Annotated in this window: 18 protein-coding genes; 10 read left to right on the plus strand and 8 right to left on the minus strand. The window is 60.6% G+C overall.

All coding sequences use genetic code 11. The annotated features are described in order from the left end of the window. Window positions 1–70: 70 nt before the first annotated feature. The 3 genes from CHH27_RS26870 to CHH27_RS26880 all read right to left on the minus strand — a co-directional run bounded on the left by CHH27_RS26870 (window position 71) and on the right by CHH27_RS26880 (window position 3,853). The gene (locus tag CHH27_RS26870) at window positions 71–1,279 is read right to left on the minus strand and encodes an acetyl-CoA C-acetyltransferase (protein WP_094074325.1); all 1,209 of its coding nucleotides are present in this window, start codon (window positions 1,277–1,279) and stop codon (window positions 71–73) included. A gap of 24 nt (window positions 1,280–1,303) precedes the next feature. Beyond that, a complete protein-coding gene (locus CHH27_RS26875; protein WP_094074326.1) occupies window positions 1,304–1,942 on the minus strand; it encodes a glutathione S-transferase family protein in 639 nt (212 codons plus the stop codon). Between the two features lie 114 nt (window positions 1,943–2,056). Continuing rightward, on the minus strand, window positions 2,057–3,853 hold the full coding sequence (locus CHH27_RS26880; protein ID WP_094074327.1) for an acyl-CoA dehydrogenase C-terminal domain-containing protein: 1,797 nt from the start codon (window positions 3,851–3,853) through the stop codon (window positions 2,057–2,059). Window positions 3,854–4,190: 337 nt separating this feature from the next. Here CHH27_RS26880 and CHH27_RS26885 point away from each other — a divergent pair, with 337 nt between their 5' ends. Beyond that, the gene (locus CHH27_RS26885) at window positions 4,191–4,940 is read left to right on the plus strand and encodes a VOC family protein (protein ID WP_094074328.1); all 750 of its coding nucleotides are present in this window, start codon (window positions 4,191–4,193) and stop codon (window positions 4,938–4,940) included. 93 nt (window positions 4,941–5,033) lie between these two features. On the opposite strand, the gene CHH27_RS26890 is transcribed toward CHH27_RS26885, so the two are convergent. Then, on the minus strand, window positions 5,034–5,495 hold the full coding sequence (locus CHH27_RS26890; protein WP_094074329.1) for a MerR family DNA-binding transcriptional regulator: 462 nt from the start codon (window positions 5,493–5,495) through the stop codon (window positions 5,034–5,036). Window positions 5,496–5,919: 424 nt separating this feature from the next. Here CHH27_RS26890 and CHH27_RS26895 point away from each other — a divergent pair, with 424 nt between their 5' ends. The 5 genes from CHH27_RS26895 to CHH27_RS26915 all read left to right on the plus strand — a co-directional run bounded on the left by CHH27_RS26895 (window position 5,920) and on the right by CHH27_RS26915 (window position 13,860). Continuing rightward, the gene (locus CHH27_RS26895) at window positions 5,920–9,891 is read left to right on the plus strand and encodes a peptidoglycan-binding protein (protein WP_094074330.1); all 3,972 of its coding nucleotides are present in this window, start codon (window positions 5,920–5,922) and stop codon (window positions 9,889–9,891) included. Window positions 9,892–10,084: 193 nt separating this feature from the next. After that, complete coding sequence (locus tag CHH27_RS26900) at window positions 10,085–11,014, plus strand: sulfite exporter TauE/SafE family protein (protein ID WP_094074331.1); 930 nt, start codon at window positions 10,085–10,087, stop codon at window positions 11,012–11,014. Continuing rightward, the gene (locus CHH27_RS26905; protein WP_094074332.1) at window positions 11,011–11,790 is read left to right on the plus strand and encodes a TIGR02186 family protein; all 780 of its coding nucleotides are present in this window, start codon (window positions 11,011–11,013) and stop codon (window positions 11,788–11,790) included. The genes CHH27_RS26900 and CHH27_RS26905 overlap by 4 nt, the downstream gene beginning before the upstream one ends. 308 nt (window positions 11,791–12,098) lie before the next feature. Then, the gene (locus CHH27_RS26910) at window positions 12,099–13,241 is read left to right on the plus strand and encodes an AI-2E family transporter (protein WP_094074333.1); all 1,143 of its coding nucleotides are present in this window, start codon (window positions 12,099–12,101) and stop codon (window positions 13,239–13,241) included. A 307-nt stretch (window positions 13,242–13,548) separates the two neighbouring features. Further along, the gene (locus tag CHH27_RS26915; protein WP_157739118.1) at window positions 13,549–13,860 is read left to right on the plus strand and encodes a hypothetical protein; all 312 of its coding nucleotides are present in this window, start codon (window positions 13,549–13,551) and stop codon (window positions 13,858–13,860) included. A 45-nt stretch (window positions 13,861–13,905) separates the two neighbouring features. Here CHH27_RS26915 and pdeM read toward each other — a convergent pair whose 3' ends face one another. Beyond that, window positions 13,906–14,643 carry a ligase-associated DNA damage response endonuclease PdeM gene (gene pdeM, locus CHH27_RS26920; RefSeq protein ID WP_094074335.1) on the minus strand — a complete coding sequence of 246 codons (738 nt, stop codon included), beginning with the start codon at window positions 14,641–14,643 and terminating at the stop codon, window positions 13,906–13,908. After that, entirely contained in the window at window positions 14,640–17,144 is a 2,505-nt protein-coding gene (locus CHH27_RS26925) for a ligase-associated DNA damage response DEXH box helicase (protein ID WP_094074336.1), read from the minus strand. The genes pdeM and CHH27_RS26925 overlap by 4 nt, the downstream gene beginning before the upstream one ends. A gap of 335 nt (window positions 17,145–17,479) precedes the next feature. Here CHH27_RS26925 and CHH27_RS26930 point away from each other — a divergent pair, with 335 nt between their 5' ends. From CHH27_RS26930 to CHH27_RS26940, 3 genes are read left to right on the plus strand one after another with little or no spacing between them, the layout of a single operon-like run. After that, window positions 17,480–18,502, plus strand: a complete 1,023-nt coding sequence (locus CHH27_RS26930) for a ligase-associated DNA damage response exonuclease (RefSeq protein WP_094074337.1) — start codon at window positions 17,480–17,482, stop codon at window positions 18,500–18,502. A 49-nt stretch (window positions 18,503–18,551) separates the two neighbouring features. Then, window positions 18,552–18,995: a DUF4440 domain-containing protein gene (locus tag CHH27_RS26935; RefSeq protein ID WP_198338311.1), complete on the plus strand. Its 444-nt coding sequence runs from the start codon at window positions 18,552–18,554 to the stop codon at window positions 18,993–18,995. Further along, on the plus strand, window positions 18,988–20,373 hold the full coding sequence (locus tag CHH27_RS26940) for a right-handed parallel beta-helix repeat-containing protein (RefSeq protein ID WP_094074338.1): 1,386 nt from the start codon (window positions 18,988–18,990) through the stop codon (window positions 20,371–20,373). Before CHH27_RS26935 ends, CHH27_RS26940 begins: the two co-directional genes overlap by 8 nt. Window positions 20,374–20,383: 10 nt before the next feature. On the opposite strand, the gene CHH27_RS26945 is transcribed toward CHH27_RS26940, so the two are convergent. Both CHH27_RS26945 and CHH27_RS26950 read right to left on the minus strand, forming a co-directional pair. After that, window positions 20,384–21,025, minus strand: coding sequence for a PAN domain-containing protein (locus CHH27_RS26945; RefSeq protein WP_094074339.1), 642 nt, complete (start codon window positions 21,023–21,025; stop codon window positions 20,384–20,386). A 70-nt stretch (window positions 21,026–21,095) separates the two neighbouring features. Continuing rightward, window positions 21,096–21,728: a TetR/AcrR family transcriptional regulator gene (locus tag CHH27_RS26950; protein WP_157739119.1), complete on the minus strand. Its 633-nt coding sequence runs from the start codon at window positions 21,726–21,728 to the stop codon at window positions 21,096–21,098. 300 nt (window positions 21,729–22,028) lie between these two features. On the opposite strand from CHH27_RS26950, the gene CHH27_RS26955 reads away from it, so the two are divergent. Beyond that, the gene (locus CHH27_RS26955; protein WP_094074341.1) at window positions 22,029–22,856 is read left to right on the plus strand and encodes a MipA/OmpV family protein; all 828 of its coding nucleotides are present in this window, start codon (window positions 22,029–22,031) and stop codon (window positions 22,854–22,856) included. Window positions 22,857–22,860 lie beyond the last annotated feature (4 nt).

Genomic DNA, 22,860 nt, shown 5'->3' on the forward strand with positions numbered 1-22,860 from the left:
TGTGTTTGGTCTCGGCAGGAGCGGTCACCGTCACGCAGGGTCTGGTCCTGGTGAGGGGCTGTGCCATTGCTCAGACCCGCTCGATGATCGTTGCGGTTCCCATCCCGGCACCAATGCAAAGGGTCACCAATGCGGTGTTGAGATCGCGGCGCTCCAGTTCGTCGAGCACGGTGCCGAGGATCATGGCGCCAGTTGCTCCCAGCGGGTGGCCGAGTGCAATCGCGCCGCCGTTGACATTGACGGTTTCGGGATCGAGATCGAAAGCCTGCTGGTAGCGCAAGACGACGGAGGCAAAAGCTTCGTTGATCTCGATGAGGTCGAGATCCTTCATTTCCATCTTGGCGTTTTTCAGAAGCTTCTCGGTAACGTCCACCGGTCCGGTGAGCATCAGGGCCGGTTCGGAACCGATATTGGCAAAGGCCTTGATGCGCGCGCGTGGCTTCAGCCCGGAGGAGCGGCCCGCGGTGCTGGAGCCGATCAGGATGGCGGCAGCGCCATCGACGATGCCGGAGGAATTGCCCGCGTGATGGACGTGCTTGATGGCCTCGACTTCCGGATGGGCCTGGATGCCGACCGCGTCGAAACCGCCCATGGAGCCCATCATCTCGAACGAAGGGTTGAGCGAGGCAAGTGACTGCATGTCGGTGTCCGGCCGCATGTGCTCATCCTTCGCGAGGATGGTGATGCCGTTGATGTCCTTCACAGGCACCACGGATTTGGCGAACCGGCCGTCTTCCCAGGACTTGCCGGCACGCTTCTGGCTTTCCACCGCGTAGGCGTCGCAGTCGTCGCGGCTGAAGCCGTATTTGGTGGCAATCAGGTCAGCCGAGACACCCTGCGGCATGAAATAGGAGGGGATGGCAACCTGAGGCTCGATCGGCCAGGCACCGCCCGACGCGCCGAGGCCGACGCGGCTCATGCTTTCCACGCCGCCGGCAACGACGAGCTTGTGCTGGCCGGACATGACCTGCGCCGCCCCCATGTTGACGGCGTCGAGACCGGAGGCGCAAAAGCGGTTGATCTGCATGCCCGGAACCGACGTGTCGTAATCCGCCGCGAAGACTGCCGCGCGGGCAATGTCACCACCGGCTTCACCGACCGGGTCGACGCAGCCCAGCACGACATCGTCGACCCGGGCCGTATCCAGCCCGTTGCGGTCGCGGATGGCTTCCAGCGCTGTCGCGGCAAGCCGGACGGCGGGCACTTCGTGCAGGGCGCCGTCCTTCTTGCCTCGTCCGCGCGGCGTGCGCACGTGATCGTAGATATAGGCTTCGGGCATCAGATCCTCCTCTAGGGTCTGTCCTCAGTTTGTCTCCGGCATCGGATGGCCGGGCATGAGGTCATAAGGGTGTTTCCAGCCGGGCAGGGCCTTGATGCGGTCCAGCCAGGCAATGACATTGGGGTAGGGCGCAAAGTCGATGCCGGTTTCGTCCCGGACATAGAGATAGCCACACAGGGAAAAATCGGCGGTCGTCGGCTTGGCACCAATGGCGAATTCCGAGTTGGCAAAATGCTTGTCCAGGATGGCGAGCGCGGATTGGGCGCGTCCATCCAGGAATTTGGTGACCTCGGTTTCACCGGTCCTGATCAGCGTTCGCATGAACCGGAGCGGGCCGATCATGCCGGAGACCTTCTGGTTGTCGAAGATCGTCCAGCGCAGCACTTCGCGGCGTTCCTCATCCGTGTCCCAGCCGAACCGGCCGAACTTCTCGACCAGGTAGTCCATGATCACGGCGGACTGGGTCAGAAGCTTGCCGCGGTGGTCCAGCACCGGCACTTCACCCATTTCGTTCAGGGTCGAGCGGAATTCCTCCGTCCGGGTCTCTCCATTGAAGAAGTCGACCCATTCAGGTTTCCAGTCGGCGCCACACAGTTCCAGCATCAGGGCCACCTTGTAGGAGTGACCGGACTGGGCCATGCAGTGAAGAACGTAATCAGCCATAACGTGTTTTCTCCCTGGCAAATTGAATCGGACGTGAGATTAACCGGATTGGATCCAATTTGCTTGGGTGAATTTCCGGCCCGGGCACACGAAACGTTGACCGGGCCGTTGGGGTCAGAATGCCTCGGCGCCGAGCGACATCATCGTGTCCGAACCGCTCGAGATCCGGGCAAGATGGGCTGCGGTTTCCGGCATGGTGCGTTCCATGAAGAACGTGCCGAAGGCCAGCTTGTTCTCCAGCCACTCGGCCTTGTCGCCGGCGCCGGTTGCCAGCTTCTCCTTGATGGTCTTGGCCATCAGCGTCCACATGTAACCAAGCGCGACCAGGCCAAAGAGATGCATGTAGTCGGTTGAGCCGGCCCCGGCATTGTCCGGGTTCTTCATGGCATTGTTCATGAACCACATGGTGGCGGCCTGGAGATCGTCGGCCCCTTTCTTCAGCGGGCCGGTAAAGGCGGCAAGGTCTTCGTTGTCCTTGTTTTCCTTCAGGAAAGTGTTGACCTCGTTGAAGAAACTCATGACAGCGCGGCCGCCATTGGCCGGCAACTTGCGGCCCACCAGATCCAGCGCCTGAATGCCGTTGGCGCCTTCATAGATCATGGCGATACGAGCATCGCGCACGAACTGCTCCATGCCCCATTCGCCGATATAGCCGTGTCCGCCATACATCTGCTGAGCATTGACCGCGTTGGCAAACCCGGTGTCGGTCAGGACACCCTTCAGGACCGGCGTCATCAGGCCCATCATGTCATCGGAGAACTGGCGGGACTTCTCGTCGTCGGACCGGTGGGAGACATCGCCATGGAGCGCAGTCCACATGACAAGCGCCCGTGCCGCTTCGTTGAAGGCACGGATCGACATCAGCGTGCGGCGGACATCCGGGTGCACGATGATCGGGTCGGCGGGCTTGTCCGCGTTTTTCGGCCCGGTGAGCGAACGGCCCTGAAGCCGGTCCTTGGCGTAGGTGACCGCGTTCTGATAGGCGACTTCCGACTGGGAAAGACCCTGCACGGCAACACCGAGGCGGGCTTCGTTCATCATGATGAACATGGCCTTGAGGCCCTTGTTCTCCTCGCCGACCAGCCAGCCGGTGGCGTCGTCATAGTTCATCACGCAGGTGGCATTGCCGTGAATGCCCATCTTGTGCTCGATGGAGCCGCAGGAAACGCCGTTGTTGTCACCAACAGAGCCGTCATCGGCGATCTGGTTGCGCGGCACAACAAAGAGCGAGATGCCCTTGACCCCGTCCGGTGCACCTTCGATCCGGGCCAGAACCAGGTGGATGATGTTCTCCGCCATGTCGTGTTCACCGGCGGAAATGAAGATCTTGGTGCCGGTAATCTTGTAGGAGCCGTCGGCTTGCGGGACCGCCTTGGTCCGGATCAGGCCGAGATCCGTGCCGCAATGCGGTTCGGTCAGGTTCATGGTGCCGGTCCAGGTGCCGGCGATCATGTTCGGCAGGTATTTCTGCTTTTGATCATCCGTCCCGTGGATGGTCAGCGCGGCAACGGCGCCTGCCGTCAGACCCGGATACATGGAAAACGCCATGTTGGCCGAGGAGGCATATTCATTGAAGATGGTGGCCAGCGTATGCGGCAGGCCCTGGCCGCCATAGTCGGGATCGGCCGACAGCGTGCCCCAGCCGTTTTCGCAGAACGCCTTGTAGGCTTCGTTGAACCCTTTGGGTGTCGTCACCGTGCCGTCATCGTTGCGGGTGCAGCCTTCCTGGTCGCCGGTCTGGTTCAGCGGCTGCAGCATTTCCTCGGCAAATTTGCCGCCTTCACGCAGGATCGCTTCCACAAGGTCGAGCGGGGCATCCGCAAAACCGGGAAGGTTCGAGTAGCGTTCGTAACCAAATACATCTTTCAGGAGAAAAAGCGTGTCATCGACGGGCGCGGAATAGCTCGGCATGGAAATCCTCCCAGATCTGCCGGTTTGTCTCAGGTTTACGTTTCCGTAAACGTCACCTTGAGCTCTATATACGCGGCTTGATGCGGTCCGGCAAGTGGTGTCCCTAGGGAAGGGATGACAAAAAAATACGCCCAAAACATGCTCAATGGAATGATTTTGGAGCACTGACTGCACGGTTTCATGTTCAGGTGACGCATTTTTGAAGCGTTTGTCCATCTGGTGCTGGTAGCGTCAGTCGCGCTAAATTCGTCAATTCCGGCCGCTTGGCACCAATTAGGATAGTGCCGGACCAGTCCAAACCAGGCGGTTTGCAGTCGCCGAAGAACAGGTACAGGCCATGGCGAGGATTGACAGGATCGTATTGCGCAGTCGCAATCCGCGCGCTCAGATAGAGTTTTATTGCAACGTTCTGGGCATGGTGGAGTTTGCGGATCAAAGCGTCGGATATCCGGGCGAGGGCGCGAGGCTGAGTTTTGTCCCGGCCGAAACAGATCATGTTCCTTCTGCGGACGATCTTTACTGGAAAATCGCGCTGGCGGTCCCGGATCTGGATCTGGCCTGCTGCCAGTTGGCGGAGAAGGGAACGCCCGTCGGCAAACCGGAGCAGTTTGGCGACATTGGCTACCTGGCGCATCTGAAGGACCCGGCAGGGTTTACGATCGAATTGATCGCACATCGCTTTCAAGGGGAGGCTAGTCCGGCACCGGTCGACAAGGAGCGGTTCGGTGGTGGGGCCGTTCTCAATCTCCTGACCCTGCGCTGCGCCTCGGAAGAGTTGATTGCCGAAAAGTGTGAAGGCTGGGGCTTGAAGCGCCTGGCGATCATGCCAGTCGAGCGCTACGGCTTCACGCTGCACTTTTATGCCTTCACGGATGAGGAGCCGCCATCAGCAGATCCGAGGGCGATCGAAAACCGGAGTTGGGTCTATCAGAGGCCCTATACGGTTTTCGAGGTCCAGCACCGGCCATCCCTGACGCACACCCGTCTGCCCGCTGCCGGCGCGGCGGGATATGTGGAGACCGTGTTCGAGGGGGCTGAAGAGACCGTGTGGGAGGATGTCTTCGGCGTTCGAATGGAAAAGGTGTGAACGTGAGTGATGACGCGTGACGCCCATTGAAAAAGCAAAAACCGCCGTCCCCGGTCGGGAACGGCGGTTTTCTGATCGGAGCAACCCGAAAGCTTACGCTTCTTCGGCTTCTTTCTGCTTCAGCATGCCGGACACGATCTCGACCGTGCGGGACAGTTCCTCGATTGCCTGCTCGATGTCCTTGCGCTGGTCTTCAAGAACCGTGATCTGTTCATTGAACTTGGACAGGGCAACACGCAGCTGCGTCACCTGGCCGTCGCGCAGGTCGTAAAGGTCGAGCATGTCGCGGATTTCGGAGAGGGAGAAACCGACGCTCTTGCCCATCAGGACCAGCTTGAGGCGCGCGCGGTCGCGGCGATTGTAAATCCGGTTCATGCCGTCGCGCTTCGGATTGAGCAGGCCCTTGTCTTCATAGAACCGAAGGGTCCGAAGGGTGCAGCCGAATTCCTTGGACAGGTCGCCGATCGTGAACTGGGTCTTTTTTGTGCTGTCGTCTGCTGCGGACACGACGTCCACAAGTTCGTTTTCGTTAAGGATCGAAAGCGCTTCGCTCATAGCCTAATCTACTCGTCTTCCAGCCGTTGTTCGGCTCATTCTGGTGTTTTGTCTTGATCGAAACCCGCGCCGCGTTGATATCACCGGCCCGGTTTCAGGCCGCAAACCCGCGGAAATCCGCAATCGGACCGGCCTGTTTCTGCTGCACTGTTTAGCTTACGTTTGCGTTAAGGTCCAGTCGCGTAAGGTCGCCTTGGTAAAATTCGTTAATGTCGTCTTGGGCGATTCGCATAATATTGGGCTGTGGATAGCAAATTTTCATATGAAAACAGCCAGTTTTCGCATTTAGCAAGACCAATTAACGGCCTGTTTACCCTAAACCGACAAAGTCTTACCAAACGATGCGCTTGTCCCCTCTTGGGCGATTTTCGGGCGCAGACTGTTCCATCAGCGGTCCGAAGGACCGTCAGTCCAGGGTCAAGACATGCCGGCTTGGAAGAAACACGAGGCAGGACGCCGCGGCCGTGATGCGTATGAAAGCGACGACTATTACGATGCACCACGCCGTGAACCCGCGCGCAGCCGAATTGAAAGGCTGACCCGCACGGCGACGTCTCTCGGCGGCCATGACCGCTATCCCCAGGACGAACGGGACGAGGATCTCGATGCCGTTGCCGATGAGCTGGACCGGCTTTTGGCCGACCAGGAGGCGCCTTCCGGACGCCGTCCGGCACCGCGGCGGCGCTCAGCACGCCGCGAAACCGGGATGGACGAGGTGATGGGGGCCCTGGATCGCCTCGACGAGCAGGTTCAGGGACTGGCGCGCGGCGACGACATGGATGAGCGCTACGAAAATGCGCCTCGGCGGCCCCGCCGTGCCGGCGGCTATGCCATCGACAACCTGCCCGAGGAAGATCACTACGAGGACGAGGAAGACGATTTCGACCACGCCCCGCGGGCAAACCGGCTTGGCAGACGCGGCGCACGTGAAAACCGTGACGCGTCGATGCATATCTACAAGGATCTTGGCCGGCGGATCGATGCGCTGAGAGCGCCCCAGGAAAAGGCCTTCAATCAGGTGCGCGACGAGATCGGTTCCCTGCGCGATGCGCTTGGCGGGCTGTCCCGTGGCACCAGCGAGACCGTGAGTCGCCAGAATGCCGAACTGCGCCGCCTGGCGGACATGGTCGAGCGACTGCGCGCCGACAAGAAGAACGACCAGCTTGCCAAGGAGATCCGCAAGGAAGTTGCCGATCTGAAATCGATGGTCGGCCGCACCAATGTCGAAGGTGCGCTCCAGACCCTCGAACATGGCTATGCCCATATTCTCCAGCGCCTGGACGAGCTGTCCCGTGCCTCCGTGGATCCGCGGGTCCTGCGCGGTGTAACCGCCCGCCTCAACGAGATCGAGGACGCCTTTGCGGTGCTGCCGCGCTCCGAGCACATGATGGTGCTGGAGGACCGTGTGGTCAGCATTGCCGAGCGCATGGAAGAGCTGCTGCAGAACAAGAGCCATGCGGATATCGAACCGCTGCGCGCCGAGCTGCGCGAAGTGCGCGGGTTTGTCGAGCAGATCGACATCAAGGGCCTCGTCGAGGGCATCGACGACCGCATGAAATTTGTCTCCAGCCGTCTGGACGACCTGGAAGTGCTGGCGCGCGAGCAGCGCGGACTGGACAGTCGTCTCTCCGCCATGGAAGAGCGCATGCCCGAGCCGGAGACGATTTCCCGGCTTCAGGGCCGCCTGGAAGACATTGTCGGCATGATGGCGGACGACCGGGCAGCGCCTGTGGACAATGCCCATCTGTCGAAGGTCGACCGCCGCCTTGACGAGATCGTCGATCGCCTTGAGCGCATGGAGCAGGCAGACCCTCTGCCGACCGCTGCGGACAGCGGTGCTTTCGAAGCCCTGGAAATGCGTCTTGAGGCAATTTCCGGCAAGATCGACACGATTGAGAAAAAGTCCTCACGTCCGGTGCCTGTCCTGGATGCCGCGACCATGCGTGCCGGCGGCGGACAGGACACCAAGTTCCTGAACCAGCTGCAGGACCGCCTGAACGATCTGACGGCCCGTCTGGATCAGCCCCAGGACCGTGTCACCACGTCTGACCTCGATAAGCTGCGCCAGGAAATCGGTTCCATGCGCGCCAGTGTGGCAACGCCGCCGAACACCGAAGCGCTGGAACAGCGGATCTCCGATCTGGCACAGATTGTGTCCAAGGGTTCGGAAGTGACCGATGATGGCCGTTTCGAGCAGCTGGGCGAAAAGGTTGCGGCCCTGGCGGCGCAAATTGAAAGCACCTCATCCAAGGCTTTCAGTGTCGACCAGTTTTCACCCTATTTCGAGCGGCTTGAAAAAGGTCTGGCACAGACCCGCGAGGATGTCACTGATATTGCCAAACAGGCGGCCAGGGAAGCTGTGGCGAATGCCCCGGCACCGCAGAACACGCAATATGACGAGGCAATCAACCAGCTTCAGGGCGATCTGAGAAAGCTGCTGGATGCCGCGGAAGGCAGCGAAGAGCGGACCCGCAATACATTTGACGGTGTGAAATCCGTTCTCGGATCGCTCACGGAGCGGTTGGACAACCTGGAACGCGTCGAGAAGGCGCAACCCAAAAAGCCGGCACCGGCCGCACCTGCAGCAAGCTTCTCGCCGCTCAAGGTCGAGGAACCCGCTCCGCTGTTCAGCCGTACGCCGCAGCCGGAAAAAGGTGATGCCACGCCGCATCTCGAACACCCGGCTGAGGCTCAGCAGTCCGAAGACCGGGCAAGGGATCGCAAGGCCGACTTCATCGCCGCTGCGCGCCGCGCTGCCCAGGCAGCATCTGCCGAGGCCGCACAGCTTGAGAAAAAGCAGAAGGTCGACGAGGAAGCGGACGCTGCGGATGAAGAACGTGGCAAGGCGCGTGTGGGCTGGCTGCGCAACGTGCTGAAGCGCGACAAGTCGGCGAAGAAACAGGACGAGGACACGCAGGACGAAGATCTGCAGCTCAGCCCGGAAGATGTCACGGATCGTGCGTTTGAAGCTGAAGAAGCAGCCGTTCTGCCTGGCGACCGGCCCGCACCGGAAGCTCCGCAAGGCTCCGGTGGCCGTCGCCGCGCCATCCTCTACACCGCGGCTGCGGTGGTGCTGCTGATCGGTACGCTGCAGGTCTTCCGGCTGGCATCTTCCGGTCCGGAAGAAGGCAACCGGGTTGCTTCTGCACCGCAGGAAACGCAGGTGACGGAAGACACGGGTGCGGCACCTGCCGAGACCGCCACTGCCCCTGCCGCGCCGCAGGAGACGGAAGCCACACCGACTACCCAGGCGGAAAGCCGAAGCAACGAAAGCGGGCCAGGAACCGAGCCTGTTACAACTGTCGAGACACCGGCGGTGGCTGCCGCCCCGGCAGACGCGGCACCGGTCTCCCGCACCGAAAATGTCCAGGCTGCCTCGGCAACCGCCCCGGCAACACCGGAAACCGACCTGGCCTTTGCGCCGCCGTCCGGTGTTTCCGGCAGCTTCGGCGAGCCGCCGGCCGATACCAGCGGTGGTTTCAAGCCTGCGGGCACCGGCGACGTGCCGTCGAACCTGATTGCGTCCCTGCCGCCGGAAGGTGTCGGGCCGATGGCCCTGCGCAGCGCGGCCGCCAGCGGCAACGCCGCTGCAGAGTTCATGGTCGGGGTCAAGTACACCGAAGGCAGCGGTGTCCCGGCGGACCTCTCGAAGGCCGCCGTCTGGTACCAGAAAGCCGCGGACAAGGGGCTCGCACCGGCCCAGTATCGTCTTGCCAGCCTTTATGAAAAGGGCCGGGGTGTGGAGAAGGACGTGCCGAAGGCGAAGGCCTGGTACACCAGGGCCGCAGAAGCCGGAAACGCGAAGGCCATGCACAATCTGGCAGTTCTGTTTGCCGAAGGCGGCGGTACGCAGCCGGATTATGCCGCGGCTGCCAAGTGGTTCGAACAGGCCGCCAATTTCGGGGTCAAGGACAGCTTGTTCAATCTCGGCATCCTCTATGCCGGCGGCATCGGTGTCGATAAGGACCTTGTGGCGAGCTACAAGTGGTTTGCGATCGCGGCCGACCAGGGGGACCCGGAGGCAGCCAAGCGCCGGGATGACGTTGCCAACATGATGGATCAGGAAGCCCTGGCCAATGCGCGTCTGGCGGTCGAGCAATTCTCGCTGAAGACACCGGTTCCTGCGGCCAACAAGGTGACCATGGAACCGGGTTGGAGCGACGGCGCCTCGCTGCCGGCCGAGAAGGCAGCGGTGAAAACGGTCGACAACAGTGCGATGGTCCGCGAAGCCCAGGACAAACTCAACTATCTTGGGTTTGACACCGGGACACCGGACGGGCAGATGGGGCCACGCACCCGCAGCGCGATCCGGGCCTTCCAACGCAGCCTCGGTCTGCCGGAAACGGGTGAAGTCGACAATCGTTTGATGGATGAACTCAAGAGCCAGGCGATCTGAGGACCAGCTAAGACCCCTGTTGGCAGCATACCTGCCACAGGGGACAGAAAAAACGACTGGCGCCAGCCAAAAATCGCCGCAACGAACCGAACAGGCCCGCTGGCCGGTTGACACACCGGTCGGCACGGGTCTTTAACCAATTTAACTGTAGTCTTTCAGCAGACTTGTCTGCAGTCAGTTCCGGCGTGACCCTGTGCAATTATACCTGCCCATAGCCGAGATACCGGTCAATATCTTTGTGATATTTGCGATGGGCGGTGCCGTGGGCTTTCTCTCCGGCCTGTTCGGCATCGGCGGCGGTTTCCTGCTGACACCTCTCCTGATCTTTTCCGGCATTCCGCCGGCCGTCTCTGTCGCCACCGTGACGACCCAGGTCGTCGCCTCATCGGCCTCTGCGGTGGTCAATTATTGGCGCCGCAAGGCCATCGACATGAAACTTGCCAGTATCTTGCTGGCCGGCGGTGTCATGGGCTCGCTGGTCGGCGTCGTTTTGTTCGAGGTGTTGCAGTCGGTCGGGCAGCTGGATTTGGTGATCTCCCTGTCCTACGTCACCTTTCTCGGCACGATCGGTGGCCTGATGCTGTTCGAATCTGTCCGGGCCATCCGGCGGCGCAAATCGGGCGCAGCACCTAAGGCTCGCAAGCCGGGTCAGCACAACTGGATCCACGGTCTGCCACTCAAGGTCCGGTTTCGCCGGTCCAAGCTCTATGTCAGCGTCATACCTGTCGTTGGCCTTGGAGCGATCATCGGTTTTCTCGGCACGGTGCTCGGCATCGGCGGCGGCTTCATGATGGTGCCCGCGCTGATCTACCTGCTGCGCGTGCCGACCAGCATCGTTATCGGCACCTCGTTGTTCCAGATCCTGTTCACGATGGCAGCCGCCACCATCTTTCATGCCATGGGCACCAAGACCGTCGATATCGTCCTTGCCATGACGCTGATGATCGGTGGTGTCATCGGGGCCCAGTTTGGTGCCCGGATGGGCCAGAACCTGCGTGGTGACCAGCTCCGGCTGCTTCTGGCGCTTCTGGTTCTCGGGGTCGGGCTGCGCTTTGCGGTGGACCTGTTGCTGGTGCCGGATGATCTTTATTCCATCGCCATTCGGAAGGGGGCGGGCGCATGATCCGCTTTCTTCTTTTCCTGGTGCTGAGCCTCGCTGCAACCCAGGCCCAGGCGCAGAACCGGCATGGTCTCGACCTCGTGACGTCACTGTCGTCCGACGTGATCTCGATCCAGTCGAACTTTACCGGTACGGAAATCGTTATTTTCGGCCAGGCGAGCAATATCGAACGCCAGCCCAATGACCCGAGCGGCTATGAGCTGGCAATTGTCGTGGAAGGTCCGCCGCAGGACATCACCACGCGGCGCAAGGGGCGCTTCCTCGGCGTCTGGGTCAATCGCGAGGCGGAGCGGTTCCAGAACGTACCGTCCTTCTATGCGGTGGCCAGCACGGTCGATATCGGCGCCATGGCCAACCGCACGATCCTGGACGACCTCGGCATCGGCCTCAATCATATCAATCTCGCGGTGTCCGGCTCTTCCAATGTGGCCCTGGCCGACCGCGACGACTTCCGCCGTGCCTTCATCCGGCTGCGCGAAGAGACCGGCCTCTATTCGGAACAGGAAACCTCGATCGAGTTCCTCACCGAAACCATGTTCCGCACGAATATTCCCCTGCCGGCAACCATTCCGGTGGGCGAATACAAGGTGAAGAGCTTTCTGTTTCACCATGGCAAACTGGTCTCGCAGACCGAACAGATGCTGTCGGTCGCCAAGACGGGGTTTGAGCAGATCACCTTCCAGCTGGCCCAGAACTATCCGCTCGTCTACGGCGTGCTGGCCGTCGCTCTTGCCATCTTCACCGGCTGGCTCGCCGGCGTGATCTTCCGCAAGGATTGAGGCTTCGGCGACCGGAACCGGCAAGTTCTTCATCTTGGACGAACGAGCGCCGCTCTTGAGAACAGCCGCATTCTGAGAAGGCTGGCACAGTCAGGCGTCTCGAAGGATGGCTGCTTGCTCCGGTGTATTTGGTCCATCCTTTTAGACAGGCCATAAGTCTTCCTCAGGATGAGGTCGATGGTAAGCAAGGTTGCCTTGGCAGCAATATGCTCTGGCTGCTTCGCGTTTCCCACATTTTCTGCTGGAAGTCCGGTGTCCGGCCGGTATTGTCGAGCTTATTGATTTTTCAGATCATTATGGCGGGTAACATGGCCGATCAGTCTTCGAACGAACCTCATGCCACCGAGAATGGCAAATCGGAACCGTCGGTCGATGCCCGCGTCATCGACATTGCCGTCCGGCTCGGGGTTCTCGGGCTGTTTGCCTATTTCTCGCTGCAGCTGATCGCACCGTTTTTCCTGTTCCTGCTCTGGGCGGTGGTGCTCACCGTCGCGCTTTACCCGGCCTATTCCTGGCTGGCGGGCAAGCTGGGGGGGCGGAAGGTCCTGTCGGCGATCCTTCTAACGCTCCTGTGCCTTGCCATCGTTGTTGGACCGGTGGCCGTGCTCGTGGTCAGTCTCGTGGAAACGCTGCAGGGCTGGTACCAGAGCCTGACCACAGGTGGTCTGAAAATGCCGGTATTGCCGGAAAGAGTGGCCACACTGCCCCTCATCGGCAGCAAAATTGCGGACTTCTGGCAGACGGCCGGGCAGGGGCTGGAGGCGCTCTTTGCCAAGATCGGTCCGATGGTGGTGCCGGCCGGTGGACGGATCCTGTCCGTCCTGGCTTCCTTGAGCGGATCCATCCTGTTTTTTGTTGTCTCGATCATCCTCGCCGGCTGCCTCTTCGTGCCGGGCCCGTCCCTGGCCAGAGGCGCGAAACGCGTTGCCGACCGGATCATCGCACCACGCGGTGCGGAATTCGTGGACCTGGCGGGCGCAACAATCCGCAACGTCTCGCGCGGCGTGATCGGCGTTGCCGTCATTCAGGGGCTCTTGACCGGCATCTTGCTGATCGCCTTTGCCGTGCCGCTGGCCGGTCTCCTGACCTTCGTCGCCCTGTTCCTGTGCATCATCCAGATCGGTCCGGCTCTGGTGATCCTACCGACCATCATCTGGGCCTGGAGTTCCTGGGACCTGGTGCCGGCGCTGCTCTTCACCGTTCTCATGGTTCCGGTGATGCTGGTCGACAACGTGCTTCGGCCGATCCTTATGTCGCGCGGTCTGGACGTGCCGATGCTGGTGATCCTGATCGGCGTGCTGGGCGGCACGATTGCCCACGGGTTGCTGGGCCTGTTTCTCGGGCCTGTCATTCTGGCGGTGTTCTATGAGCTGGTCATTGCCTGGGTGAAAGTCGGCGAAGAAGAGAGGGGCGGGGCCGAAGCACCCGGAACCGAACGGGAAGGGCAATAAGGACGGCACATGAGCAAGGAGCTCGACACTTTTCTGCGCAAGGAGTTGCGCAAGACGATCATTCTGGCAGCGGTCGCAATTGCGGTGCTGGCCTGGGTGGGCTACCGGCTGATTTGAGTTTTCGGGAATGTCTGGGTCTGCTGTCCAGGTGCCATGCCGTATTGAAAGCGGCTGCCTGCAATTCACGCCACCAGCGAAGGTGTTGAGGCAGGTTGTCCTGGAAAGCGTTCAGGGGCATTGATTATCTGGCTTTTTTTTGGATGACGTCGTCGTGGATAGACTAAGCAGGTACCTGTTGTGGCAACGGTTGAAGTCCATTGTCATTGTGTCGGCGATCATTGGTCCATTGCTCGCACTTGTCATTTTCGTGCTGACAAAACAAACGCAGTTCGCCGAGCTGCCCTATACCGAGCTGCGCGGAACACTGCTGCACCACACGAGAGTGCAAAACGACGAAGGCTCGCACGTCGCTTACCTGCGCGTACGGCTTGAGGATGGCAAGGAAATCAGGATCAGGGCTTACAAGCCGACACTTCCACCTGTGGGTACAGAGATCACACTTCTTGCGCGTCAGTTGCCGAGTGGAAAAATGAGATACTCACTGCCGTTCAACCAGTAGAGCGGATGCGTTGAAGCCGGCGGCAACACCGCAATGGGACCGGTGTCAGTCCCCGACGAGCCGCGTCGCCGTGAACGGGAACAGGCGGTCATTGCCCAGCATGAACACCGAGAACTGGCGGCGGCGGAAGATCATGCTGTAGGCCTTGTCGGTGACATTGAGGCCGCCGGTCAGGGCGCCAAAGGCCGGCAGGACCAGACGGGAGCCGTCGGTGACGAAGCAGGCGCGGCGGATCGACCGGCCGAAACGGCGCACGCGGGCCGCAGGATGCAAATGACCGCAGACTTCACCGGCCGCTTCCGAGGAGCCGACCTTTTCGATCGGTTCGTGGCGAAAGGTCAGCGGCCCGATGGTGATTTCCTCCACCGTCACGCCACAGAGCCTGACCGGAGCAACCGGGTCGTGATTGCCGGTGACCCAGATCCATTCTCGGCCGAGCTGCAACGTCGTCAGCATGGCGCGGTAGGGGGCGGGCAGGCGGTCGGAGCCGTCCGGATCGTGGAAACTGTCTCCAAGGCAGATGACGCAGGCCGGATCGAACGTGTCGATGACACCTGCGAGTTTCTCCAGCGTCGCGCCGGTATCGTAAGGTGGCAGCATCACGCCACGGCGGGCATAGCTGGAGCCTTTTTCCAGATGCAGGTCGGCGACGATGAGAATGGATTCATCCGGCCACCACAGGACACCGCTGTCATGCAGGCCGACCAGCTGACCGTTGATCTGAATGTCATGACACACCGGCGCAGCAGCATATTTGCGCAAATGAGATGTCAGGGCACTCATTCCATGGCCTCCAGGATCATTTCTTCCGCCGCGTCCGCCAGCAGCGTGTCGATGGCTTCCCCGTAGACCGGTTCCTTGCCGATTTCCAGCAGAATGGGCACCGCGAGGGGAGAGACATGTGGAAGACCAGTATGCGTGATTCGTCCGCGAATTCTGGCAAGAAGTTCCCCCAGTCGCGAGATATCCAGAAGTCCTTCGGCTGCATCGTTCCAGGTGGCCTTGAGCAGGATGTGATCGGGCTCGTGGGCGCGCAGGACATCGTAGATCAGATCCGAGGAAACGGTGACCTGCCGTCCCGTTTTTTCCAGTCCCGGATGGCGTCGCTCGATCAGCCCGGCAATCACCGCGCAGTTGCGGAATGTGCGTTTCATCAGACTGGATTCAGCCAGCCAGGCATCGAGATCGTCCCCGAGAATGTCTTCTTCGAACAGTTGGTCGAGCGGGATCTTGCCGGACGAGAACAGCAAGGAGAGATCGCCGAGGCCCCAGACCGAGAGGGCATAGTCATTGGCGACAAATCCGAGCGGGCGGGCCCCCAGCCGTTCAAGCCGTTTTGTCAGGAGCATGCCGAGGGTCTGATGGGCCAGCCGGCCCTCGAACGGATAACACACCATGTAGTGCTTGTTGGCGCGAGGAAAGGTTTCCACCAGCAGCCCGTCCCGTGCCGGCAGCACTGACTTGTCCTTCTGGATCTCCAGCCACTCCCGGACCTGGTCCGGCAGGGCTTTCCATGATGAAGGCGTTGCCAGCATGGTCCTGACACCTTCGGCCAGATAGGTGGAGAGCGGAAACTTGCCACCCATATAGGACGGGATCATCGGGTTGTCAGATTTGGTGCGTGAGACATAGGCCTCGTTTTCGCGCAGGCCCTCGAAGCGCACGACCTCACCGCCGAATAGAAACGTGTCGCCCGGCGACATCTGTTCGATGAAATACTCTTCCATCTCGCCAAGCACCCGGCCGCCACGGCCGACCGGCGTGCGCCGTCCGTCGGCTTTCGAGCGCACCAGCCGAACCTTCAGCATCGGCGCTTCGACAATGGTGCCGACATTGAGCCGGTACTGTTGGGCAATCTTTGGATGGGCGATCCGCCAGAGCCCGTCCTTGCCTTTCCGCAGCTTGGCATACTGGTCGTAGCTCTTGAGCGCATAGCCGCCGGTCGCCACGAAGTCGAGCACGCTTTCAAAAGTCTCCCAGGTGAGGTGCCGGTAGGTCTCCGACGACCGGATCTCTTCATAAGTTGCCAACGCGTCGAGCGGGTCGGCGCAGGCGAGGCCGAGCAGGTGTTGGGCCAGCACATCAAGCGCCCCTTGTCGCAGGGGCGGGGTGTCCTGCTCTCCGCGTTTGGAGGCCGCCAGCGCGGCCTGGCACTCCAGCACCTCAAACCGGTTGGAGGGGATCAGAATGGCCTTGGACGGTTCGTCCATCCGGTGATTGGCACGACCGATCCGCTGTGCCAGCCGGCTGGCCCCTTTCGGCGCGCCAATATTGATGACCAGGTCGATGTCGCCCCAGTCGATGCCCATGTCGAGCGACGATGTCGCGACAACGGCGCGCAAGCCACCGGAGGCCATGGCCGCTTCCACCTTGCGACGCTGACCGACATCGAGCGAGCCGTGGTGAAGCGCGATTGGCAGCGTGTCGTCGTTGATCCGCCAAAGCTCCTGGAACACCATTTCCGCCTGGCTTCGGGTGTTCACGAACAAAAGGGAGACATTGTGTTTCTTGATCTGTTCATAGATATCGCGCACCGCGTAGCGCGAGGAATGGCCGGACCAGGGGACCCGTTCCTCGCTGTCGAGGATGGAGATGTCCGGTTGGGCGCCGCCGACCACCTGGACCATATGCGACAGGCTGCGGCCGTCCGCTTCCGGCTGATCGACCAGATAGGCCCTGAGATCATCCGGTTCGGCAACCGTTGCCGACAGGCCGATGGTCCTGAGCCCCGGTGCGAGGCGCCGCAGACGTGCAAGGCCGAGCGCCAGGAGATCGCCGCGCTTGGAGGTCACCAGCGCGTGCAGCTCGTCGAGTATGACGGTTTTCAGAGACGCGAAGAGCCGGGCCGAGGCCGGGTCCGACAGGAGCAGCGCGATTTGCTCCGGTGTGGTCAAAAGGATATCCGGCGGGTTCAGTTTCTGCCGCTGGCGCTTGTGAGAGGGCGTGTCGCCGGTGCGTGTTTCCAGCTTGACCGGCAGGCCCATTTCCGAAACAGGAGCCTCGAGGTTGCGGGCAATGTCGACGGCGAGCGCCTTCAGCGGCGAGATATAGAGTGTGTGAATGCCGCTTCCACCCGCCCCCGGTTTGCGTTTACCACGGGCCTCCAGCTCAACGAGACTGGGCAAAAAACCGGCGAGCGTCTTGCCGGCACCGGTGGGGGCGATCAGCAGCGTGGAATGACCCTGGGCAAGATGATCGATCAGCTGCAACTGATGCGGCCGAGGCGCCCAGCCTCGCGCGGCAAACCAGCTCTGGAACCGATTGGGAAGCAGCTGCACGTCCATCAGCCTGTTGTAGGTGAGCCGCCCGCAAAAGGCGAGAGGGCAGGGGGAAATTTGTTCTGCTTGTGTTCTTGTGAGGCTCATTGTTGAAATGCGGAGCGCGAAAGTTGCTGGAAGAGCGCTCGATGCCGTTCTGGCACCTGTCATCCCCGCGAATGCGGGGACCCGGGAACATGCTGCGACTCTTTTGAAAAAAGAACGGCTGCCCGGGCGTCCTGGGTCCCGGATCTCCGCTGTGCTTCGTCCGGGATGACAACCGGATAAACTTTGTAAACTGTGCACAAAACGACCACGGACCAGCACTGACAAACCCGCTCAAGAGACCTATTAATTTCAGAATGATCGACCTCCTCACACTCACGCCGGAAGGCCTCTATTCCGCCGAAGCCGGTGCGCATATCGACCCGGTCCGCCCGGTTGAAAAGGCCATCATCACGCATGGTCATGCCGATCATGCCCGGGCAGGGCACGGCGCGGTGCTGGCGACCCGGCAGACGCTCGACATCATGGCCATCCGCTACGGCGAGAATTTTTGCGGTCAGGCACAGGAGATCGGCTATGGGGAAACGCTGCAGGTTGGCGGAGTGTCGGTCACCCTGCACCCGGCCGGGCACGTTCTGGGCTCCGCACAGGTTCTGTTGGCAGCGAAGGGGCGGCGAACCGTTGTGTCCGGTGATTACAAGCGACAGGCCGATCCGACCTGCGCCAGTTTCGAGCTTGTGCCCTGCGACACTTTCGTGACGGAAGCGACGTTCGGCTTGCCGGTGTTTCGTCATCCGCCCGCCTCGGAGGAAATCGGCAAACTGCTTGCGTCTTTGGATCTGTTTCCCGAACAGACGCATCTTGTCGGCGCCTACGCGCTTGGCAAGGCGCAGCGCGTGATTGGTGAATTGAGAGCAGCCGGTTATGGCAAGACCATCTTTCTTCACGGTGCCCTGGAAAAGCTGACGGCTTATTACGAAAGCCAGGGCATTGCGCTCGGGCCGGTCGAGCCGGTCGGAAAACGCGGCAAGGAACTTGCGGGCGAAATCGTGCTCTGTCCGCCCGGCCAGTTGAGCGACCGCTGGGCCCGACGCTTCGGCGACCCGGTCGCCGCGATGGCCTCCGGATGGATGCGCGTGCGGGCAAGGGCGCGCCAGCGCGGGGCGGAACTGCCGTTGATCCTGTCCGATCATGCCGACTGGGACGATCTGTGCCGAACGATCCTGGAGACCGGCGCCGAACAGATCTGGGTCACCCACGGTGCTGAGGAGGCACTTGTCCACTGGTGTGAATTGAATGGACGAAATGCTCGCCCCCTCAATATGATAGGCTATGATGACGGCGAGGACACCGACGCAGCGCCGGTTACAGAACCTTAAACCGACCCGCGCTAGTCAACCGGTGGTTCAATCCTTTGGGGAGGCACGCATGGCGGACGACGGTGGATATCAGGGAGCCGGCAATGGTTCGACCAATGGCGCCGGGGCGGACAGCAACGGCGATGCCGAAGAGGCGATTGCCCAGCTTTTTGACGACTATCAGGCCGGCTTCAACGACTATGATATTGACCGCATCTGCGACTGCTTCGCGCTGCCGGCGATCATCTGGCAGCATGAAAAGGGCCACGTCTTCAACGACGACGAAGAGCTGATCGAAAACATAGAGGCTCTCTTAAAGGCGCTGGAAAAAGAAGGCGTCAGCCATTCCGACTTTCACGTTGTCTCGAGCCATGTCAGCGGTTCGACCGCACTGGTAACCCTCGACTGGACCCAGGAAAGCTCGGACGGTGAAGCGGTTTTCGAATTCACCTGCCATTATCAGCTGATCCAGGACGGTGCCGACTGGGTCATTGCCTGTATCGTCAATGAATAGTCGCGGTGTGTTGCTCCGCATTGCCGGTTGTTTGCTGGTTGCCCTCACCGCAGCCGCAACAGCGGCGGAGGCCGCAGCCGAACCCGGCGCATTGACGCCCGCGCCTGAAGACCTGCGTGCATGTGAGCCGCCCGACATCGTTACCGGGTTAACCCTTCTGGAGACCGGGTGCCGTTACACAAGCCCACTTGTCATCAGCCACAGCGATGTCCTGCTTGATTGCCGTGGGGCGACCATTGCCAGCATGACCCGGCGCGGGATCACAATTCGGCCGGGCTTGAAAAACGTGATCATCCGCGATTGCCGTCTGCACGACACGGGTGGTGTGCTGATCGAAGGCCAAACGCCGGCGGATGATGCCGCCGCCCGGGATGAGGCACGGGCCAATTCTTCGCAGGGCGTGGTGCTTGATCACCTGACCATCACGAGTTCCTACATGACCGGCGTCTTCGTCGATCACTATGTGGTCGGTGCGACGATCCGCAATTCGATCGTTGAAGACGGCCACCATGTGGGCGTCTATCTGGAACACGGATCGCAGAAAAACGTCGTTTCAGGCAATCTTATCCGCAACAATGGCCTGTTCACCAACCGGGGCATTCGCCGGATTGGCCCGACACGCAGAGAAGGGCTGTCCGTCGACGGCTCGGCGTTTAATCTGATTGAAGACAACGTGTTTGATGGCAACGCGTTCGGTGGCATCTTTCATTACAAGAACTGTTGGGAATTCCATACCACCAACCCTGAAAGCCGCCCGCGATTGCAAGGCTCAGACGGGAACGTCATCCGTGGTAACACGTTCCGCAACATGGACATCGGCATCTGGGTTGCATCCCGCCAGGCGCGTGACCTGGTAACCTGGGACTGCGGCGACCAAAGCCCCTACGAAAACCCTGTTCCGCTCACGATCATGATGTCAGAGCGCCCCTGGGGCGTGTCCGATGCTTTCCTCGGCTATCATTTCAATCCGGAACTGATCGCTGGGCTCGTTGACGACAGAGCACCGGAACCGCGCTGGCCGTTTCCGATGGCCCTTTATCTCTTTGAGGATTTCGCCAAGGACAACCGGTACGAAAACAACTGCTTCGAAGAGCTGAAAACAGGCATCCGCATAGAGGACGATGGCAACGTGGTTGCCGACAATCTTTTCATAGGCGACTTTGAATATCTCTACCTGGGTAGCCCCTTCAGAGCCCGGTATCTGGACCGGCCATTGAGGGACACGGTTATAGAGGGAAACCTCGCGGTCTCCCCGTCGGGAAAGGGATTTCTGGAAAACAGTTTCCTTGCCGAAGGGGAGCATGTCGGCACCACGCTTAGCCAAAACGGTTCGGCGGCAACGCCGCATTGCCCTTCCCCGGCAGAAGCCCCTTCTTAAGCGAAGAAGTTCAGTTCCGCAGGCGCGGTGCGTAGAAATAGTGGTCGTATGGATTGCCCGGATAATCTGTCCGGAGTGAGCCGACATCTTCCTGGGCAACCGGCTGCACGTAACAGGCGCCATTGGTGCGATCGAAGTCGATGCTCTTGCACCAGGGCCTTTGAACGCAGATCGACTTGCAGATGTCGAGAGTCATTCCGGGAAAGCTCTCCTGGTTGTGTCCCGGGATGCCGGCATTTGCGACCATGCCGAAACCATCCGCGCCGACGGATGGTGTGGCAGGTGCGGCAAACCCAGGTGCGTCCATGTGGTCCAGTTCTTCCTGCAGAAACGTGATCCGCTCCGAATACATGCTGGCATTGCACATATAGCTGTCTTCGCAGTCGTCGCGTGTGGCCAGCCATTCCGCATATTCACGCGCCATCTCGGCTTTTCCCTGCGCATCCAGGAAGCTGTAAAGCCGATCCGACAGCTCTCCGAGCTGGGCGTCCCGCCTGAGTAGATCTTCATCGGAACAGATGAAGGTCTCGTTGTTGGTTCTGGCAGCGTGGCAATCCATGTGGAAGTCTGGCGTGTCCTGAGCAGCAGTGGTGGTGGTTGCTGCCAGCAACAGGAATGCGGCGCCCGAAAAAGCAGTAAACGGATTTGTCATGTCGTCCCCCCTAACGATTTCACCCAAGGTAACGGTGAGCGGAACGGGACGACAAGCCTGTTGAATGTGCCTACCGACCGACGCACACCGGTTGAAGGCAGCCAAGCAGGCTATCGGTCAGCGTGTCGATGACCTTGGTTCTGTCCACGTGTGAACCCTGATCGCGAACAGACGCATGCATAACGGAACGGACCATGTTCATGATCACGAAAACGGTCTGGTCCAGCGGGGCTGCCTGCGCGATTTCCGGCCGCTTTGACAGGAAGGCACGGATAACTGTCGCCATCTCCTTACGGAAACCGTCTCGGTCCACCAGTTTGGATTCTGCCGGGATCCACTCCTCGAACGCGGCATGCAATTTCGGTGACTGCAGATGCATGTCGAGATTGGCGGCAATGACGGACCGGATTGCATCGCGCAAAGGCAACACGCCGGACAGCTGCATCGCGTTCTTGACGGTGGTGAGGACGTCCTCATGGTGCCGTCTTTGAACGTCCAGAATGAGTGCGTCCTTGTTCGGAAAATACTGATAGAGCGACCCGATGCTGATGCCGGCACGTTCCGCAATTTGGTTGGTGGTGGCGCCCTCGAAGCCATGCTCCGAAAACACCTGATGGGCCGCCTCCACGATCGTTTCGACCATCAGTCGGGAGCGCAATTGCTTTGGCTGGCGACGCTGGCCAGGGTTCAGAAGTGTCGGCACGAAAGTCTCTCTTCAAATGGGAATGGCCTATATCTGGCGCGAGATTGGACGGAAATGTGACCGGAACGCGAGTGACTTTCTCATGTCGTCATCGCCAATTTCTGGGCTGGTATCAGTAAGATTATATAAATCAATATCTTAATTAAACAATGTGCGCTCGAACTGCAGCCTTCCAGACCCGTCTGAACGCGAGTTTTTTGAGATCCCGCCTCCCGTCAAAGTGCCTCAACCATCCGGTTCACCGGAGGGGATCTTGTTCAACGGAGGTTGTGGGTTTTGTGTTCGTTTCGAAATCTATTGATGGTGCCCCTGTCGGCCTGGGCAGCGACGGGTTGTGCGGTTGCGCCGGCATTTGCCGCGGATCTGGCACAGGAGCAACCGGACTGGCCCACCGAGGAACCTGACGAGAAGGATGGTTTTCACGGGCTGGTCATTGTCGGCGGCGGCGCCATGCCGGATTACGAAGGCGCGACCGAATATGCCGCAATGCCGTTTTTCAATGCCAATCTGGAGGCTTTCGGTCTGGGGCTGGAAATCGAAGGGCCGGAAGCGGCCCTGAACCTGAGGCCCGATGCGGCCTTTCAGTTCGGGCCGGCGATCCGCTACGACATGGGGCGGGACGGTGCCAGCAACAAGGTGGTTGACCGGCTCGACAAGATCGACGGGGCGTTCGAGGTCGGCGGGTTCGCGGCCTATCAGTTCAACGCCTTTCTGATGCAATCCGCCGTATTCGAGATCTCGGCGGAACTGATGGCGGATATCTCAGGTGTTCATGAAGGCGTTTCCGGATCCGTCTCCGCCTCCTACATGGTGGCGGCCACCGAACGGCTGCGGCTCGGCGCGGATGTGTCGCTGGGGCTCGCCAGTGATGGGTACATGGATACCTATTTCGGCGTGACGACTGCCGGGGCGAACCGTTCCGGTCTGGCGGCTTATACAGCCGCCGGCGGTGTCAAGGACGTCAGTCTCGGCGTCACGGCCAGCTACAATGTCACGGAGCGCTGGGGCATCGTCGGCCGGGCGTCCTATTCCAGGCTTCTTGGTGATGCTGCCGACAGTCCGATCGTCAAGAAGGAAGGATCTCCGGACCAGTTCATGGGCGGACTGGGGATTTCCTATTCCTTCTGACCAT

The sequence above is a fragment of the Labrenzia sp. VG12 genome, assembly GCF_002237595.1.
GTDB lineage: Bacteria > Pseudomonadota > Alphaproteobacteria > Rhizobiales > Stappiaceae > Roseibium.

Excerpts from the sequence above, each read along its gene's own strand:
- CHH27_RS26885 (WP_094074328.1), top strand. The coding sequence starts at position 4,191 with ATGGCGAGGATTGACAGGATCGTATTGCGCAGTCGCAATCCGCGCGCT.
- CHH27_RS26905 (WP_094074332.1), top strand. The coding sequence starts at position 11,011 with ATGATCCGCTTTCTTCTTTTCCTGGTGCTGAGCCTCGCTGCAACCCAG.
- CHH27_RS26880 (WP_094074327.1), bottom strand. The coding sequence starts at position 3,853 with ATGCCGAGCTATTCCGCGCCCGTCGATGACACGCTTTTTCTCCTGAAA.
- CHH27_RS26945 (WP_094074339.1), bottom strand. The coding sequence starts at position 21,025 with ATGACAAATCCGTTTACTGCTTTTTCGGGCGCCGCATTCCTGTTGCTG.
- CHH27_RS26910 (WP_094074333.1), top strand. The coding sequence starts at position 12,099 with ATGGCCGATCAGTCTTCGAACGAACCTCATGCCACCGAGAATGGCAAA.
- CHH27_RS26940 (WP_094074338.1), top strand. The coding sequence starts at position 18,988 with ATGAATAGTCGCGGTGTGTTGCTCCGCATTGCCGGTTGTTTGCTGGTT.
- CHH27_RS26895 (WP_094074330.1), top strand. The coding sequence starts at position 5,920 with ATGCCGGCTTGGAAGAAACACGAGGCAGGACGCCGCGGCCGTGATGCG.
- CHH27_RS26875 (WP_094074326.1), bottom strand. The coding sequence starts at position 1,942 with ATGGCTGATTACGTTCTTCACTGCATGGCCCAGTCCGGTCACTCCTAC.
- CHH27_RS26935 (WP_198338311.1), top strand. The coding sequence starts at position 18,552 with ATGGCGGACGACGGTGGATATCAGGGAGCCGGCAATGGTTCGACCAAT.
- CHH27_RS26955 (WP_094074341.1), top strand. The coding sequence starts at position 22,029 with ATGGTGCCCCTGTCGGCCTGGGCAGCGACGGGTTGTGCGGTTGCGCCG.
- CHH27_RS26890 (WP_094074329.1), bottom strand. The coding sequence starts at position 5,495 with ATGAGCGAAGCGCTTTCGATCCTTAACGAAAACGAACTTGTGGACGTC.
- CHH27_RS26925 (WP_094074336.1), bottom strand. The coding sequence starts at position 17,144 with ATGGACGTGCAGCTGCTTCCCAATCGGTTCCAGAGCTGGTTTGCCGCG.
- CHH27_RS26930 (WP_094074337.1), top strand. The coding sequence starts at position 17,480 with ATGATCGACCTCCTCACACTCACGCCGGAAGGCCTCTATTCCGCCGAA.
- CHH27_RS26870 (WP_094074325.1), bottom strand. The coding sequence starts at position 1,279 with ATGCCCGAAGCCTATATCTACGATCACGTGCGCACGCCGCGCGGACGA.
- pdeM (WP_094074335.1), bottom strand. The coding sequence starts at position 14,643 with ATGAGTGCCCTGACATCTCATTTGCGCAAATATGCTGCTGCGCCGGTG.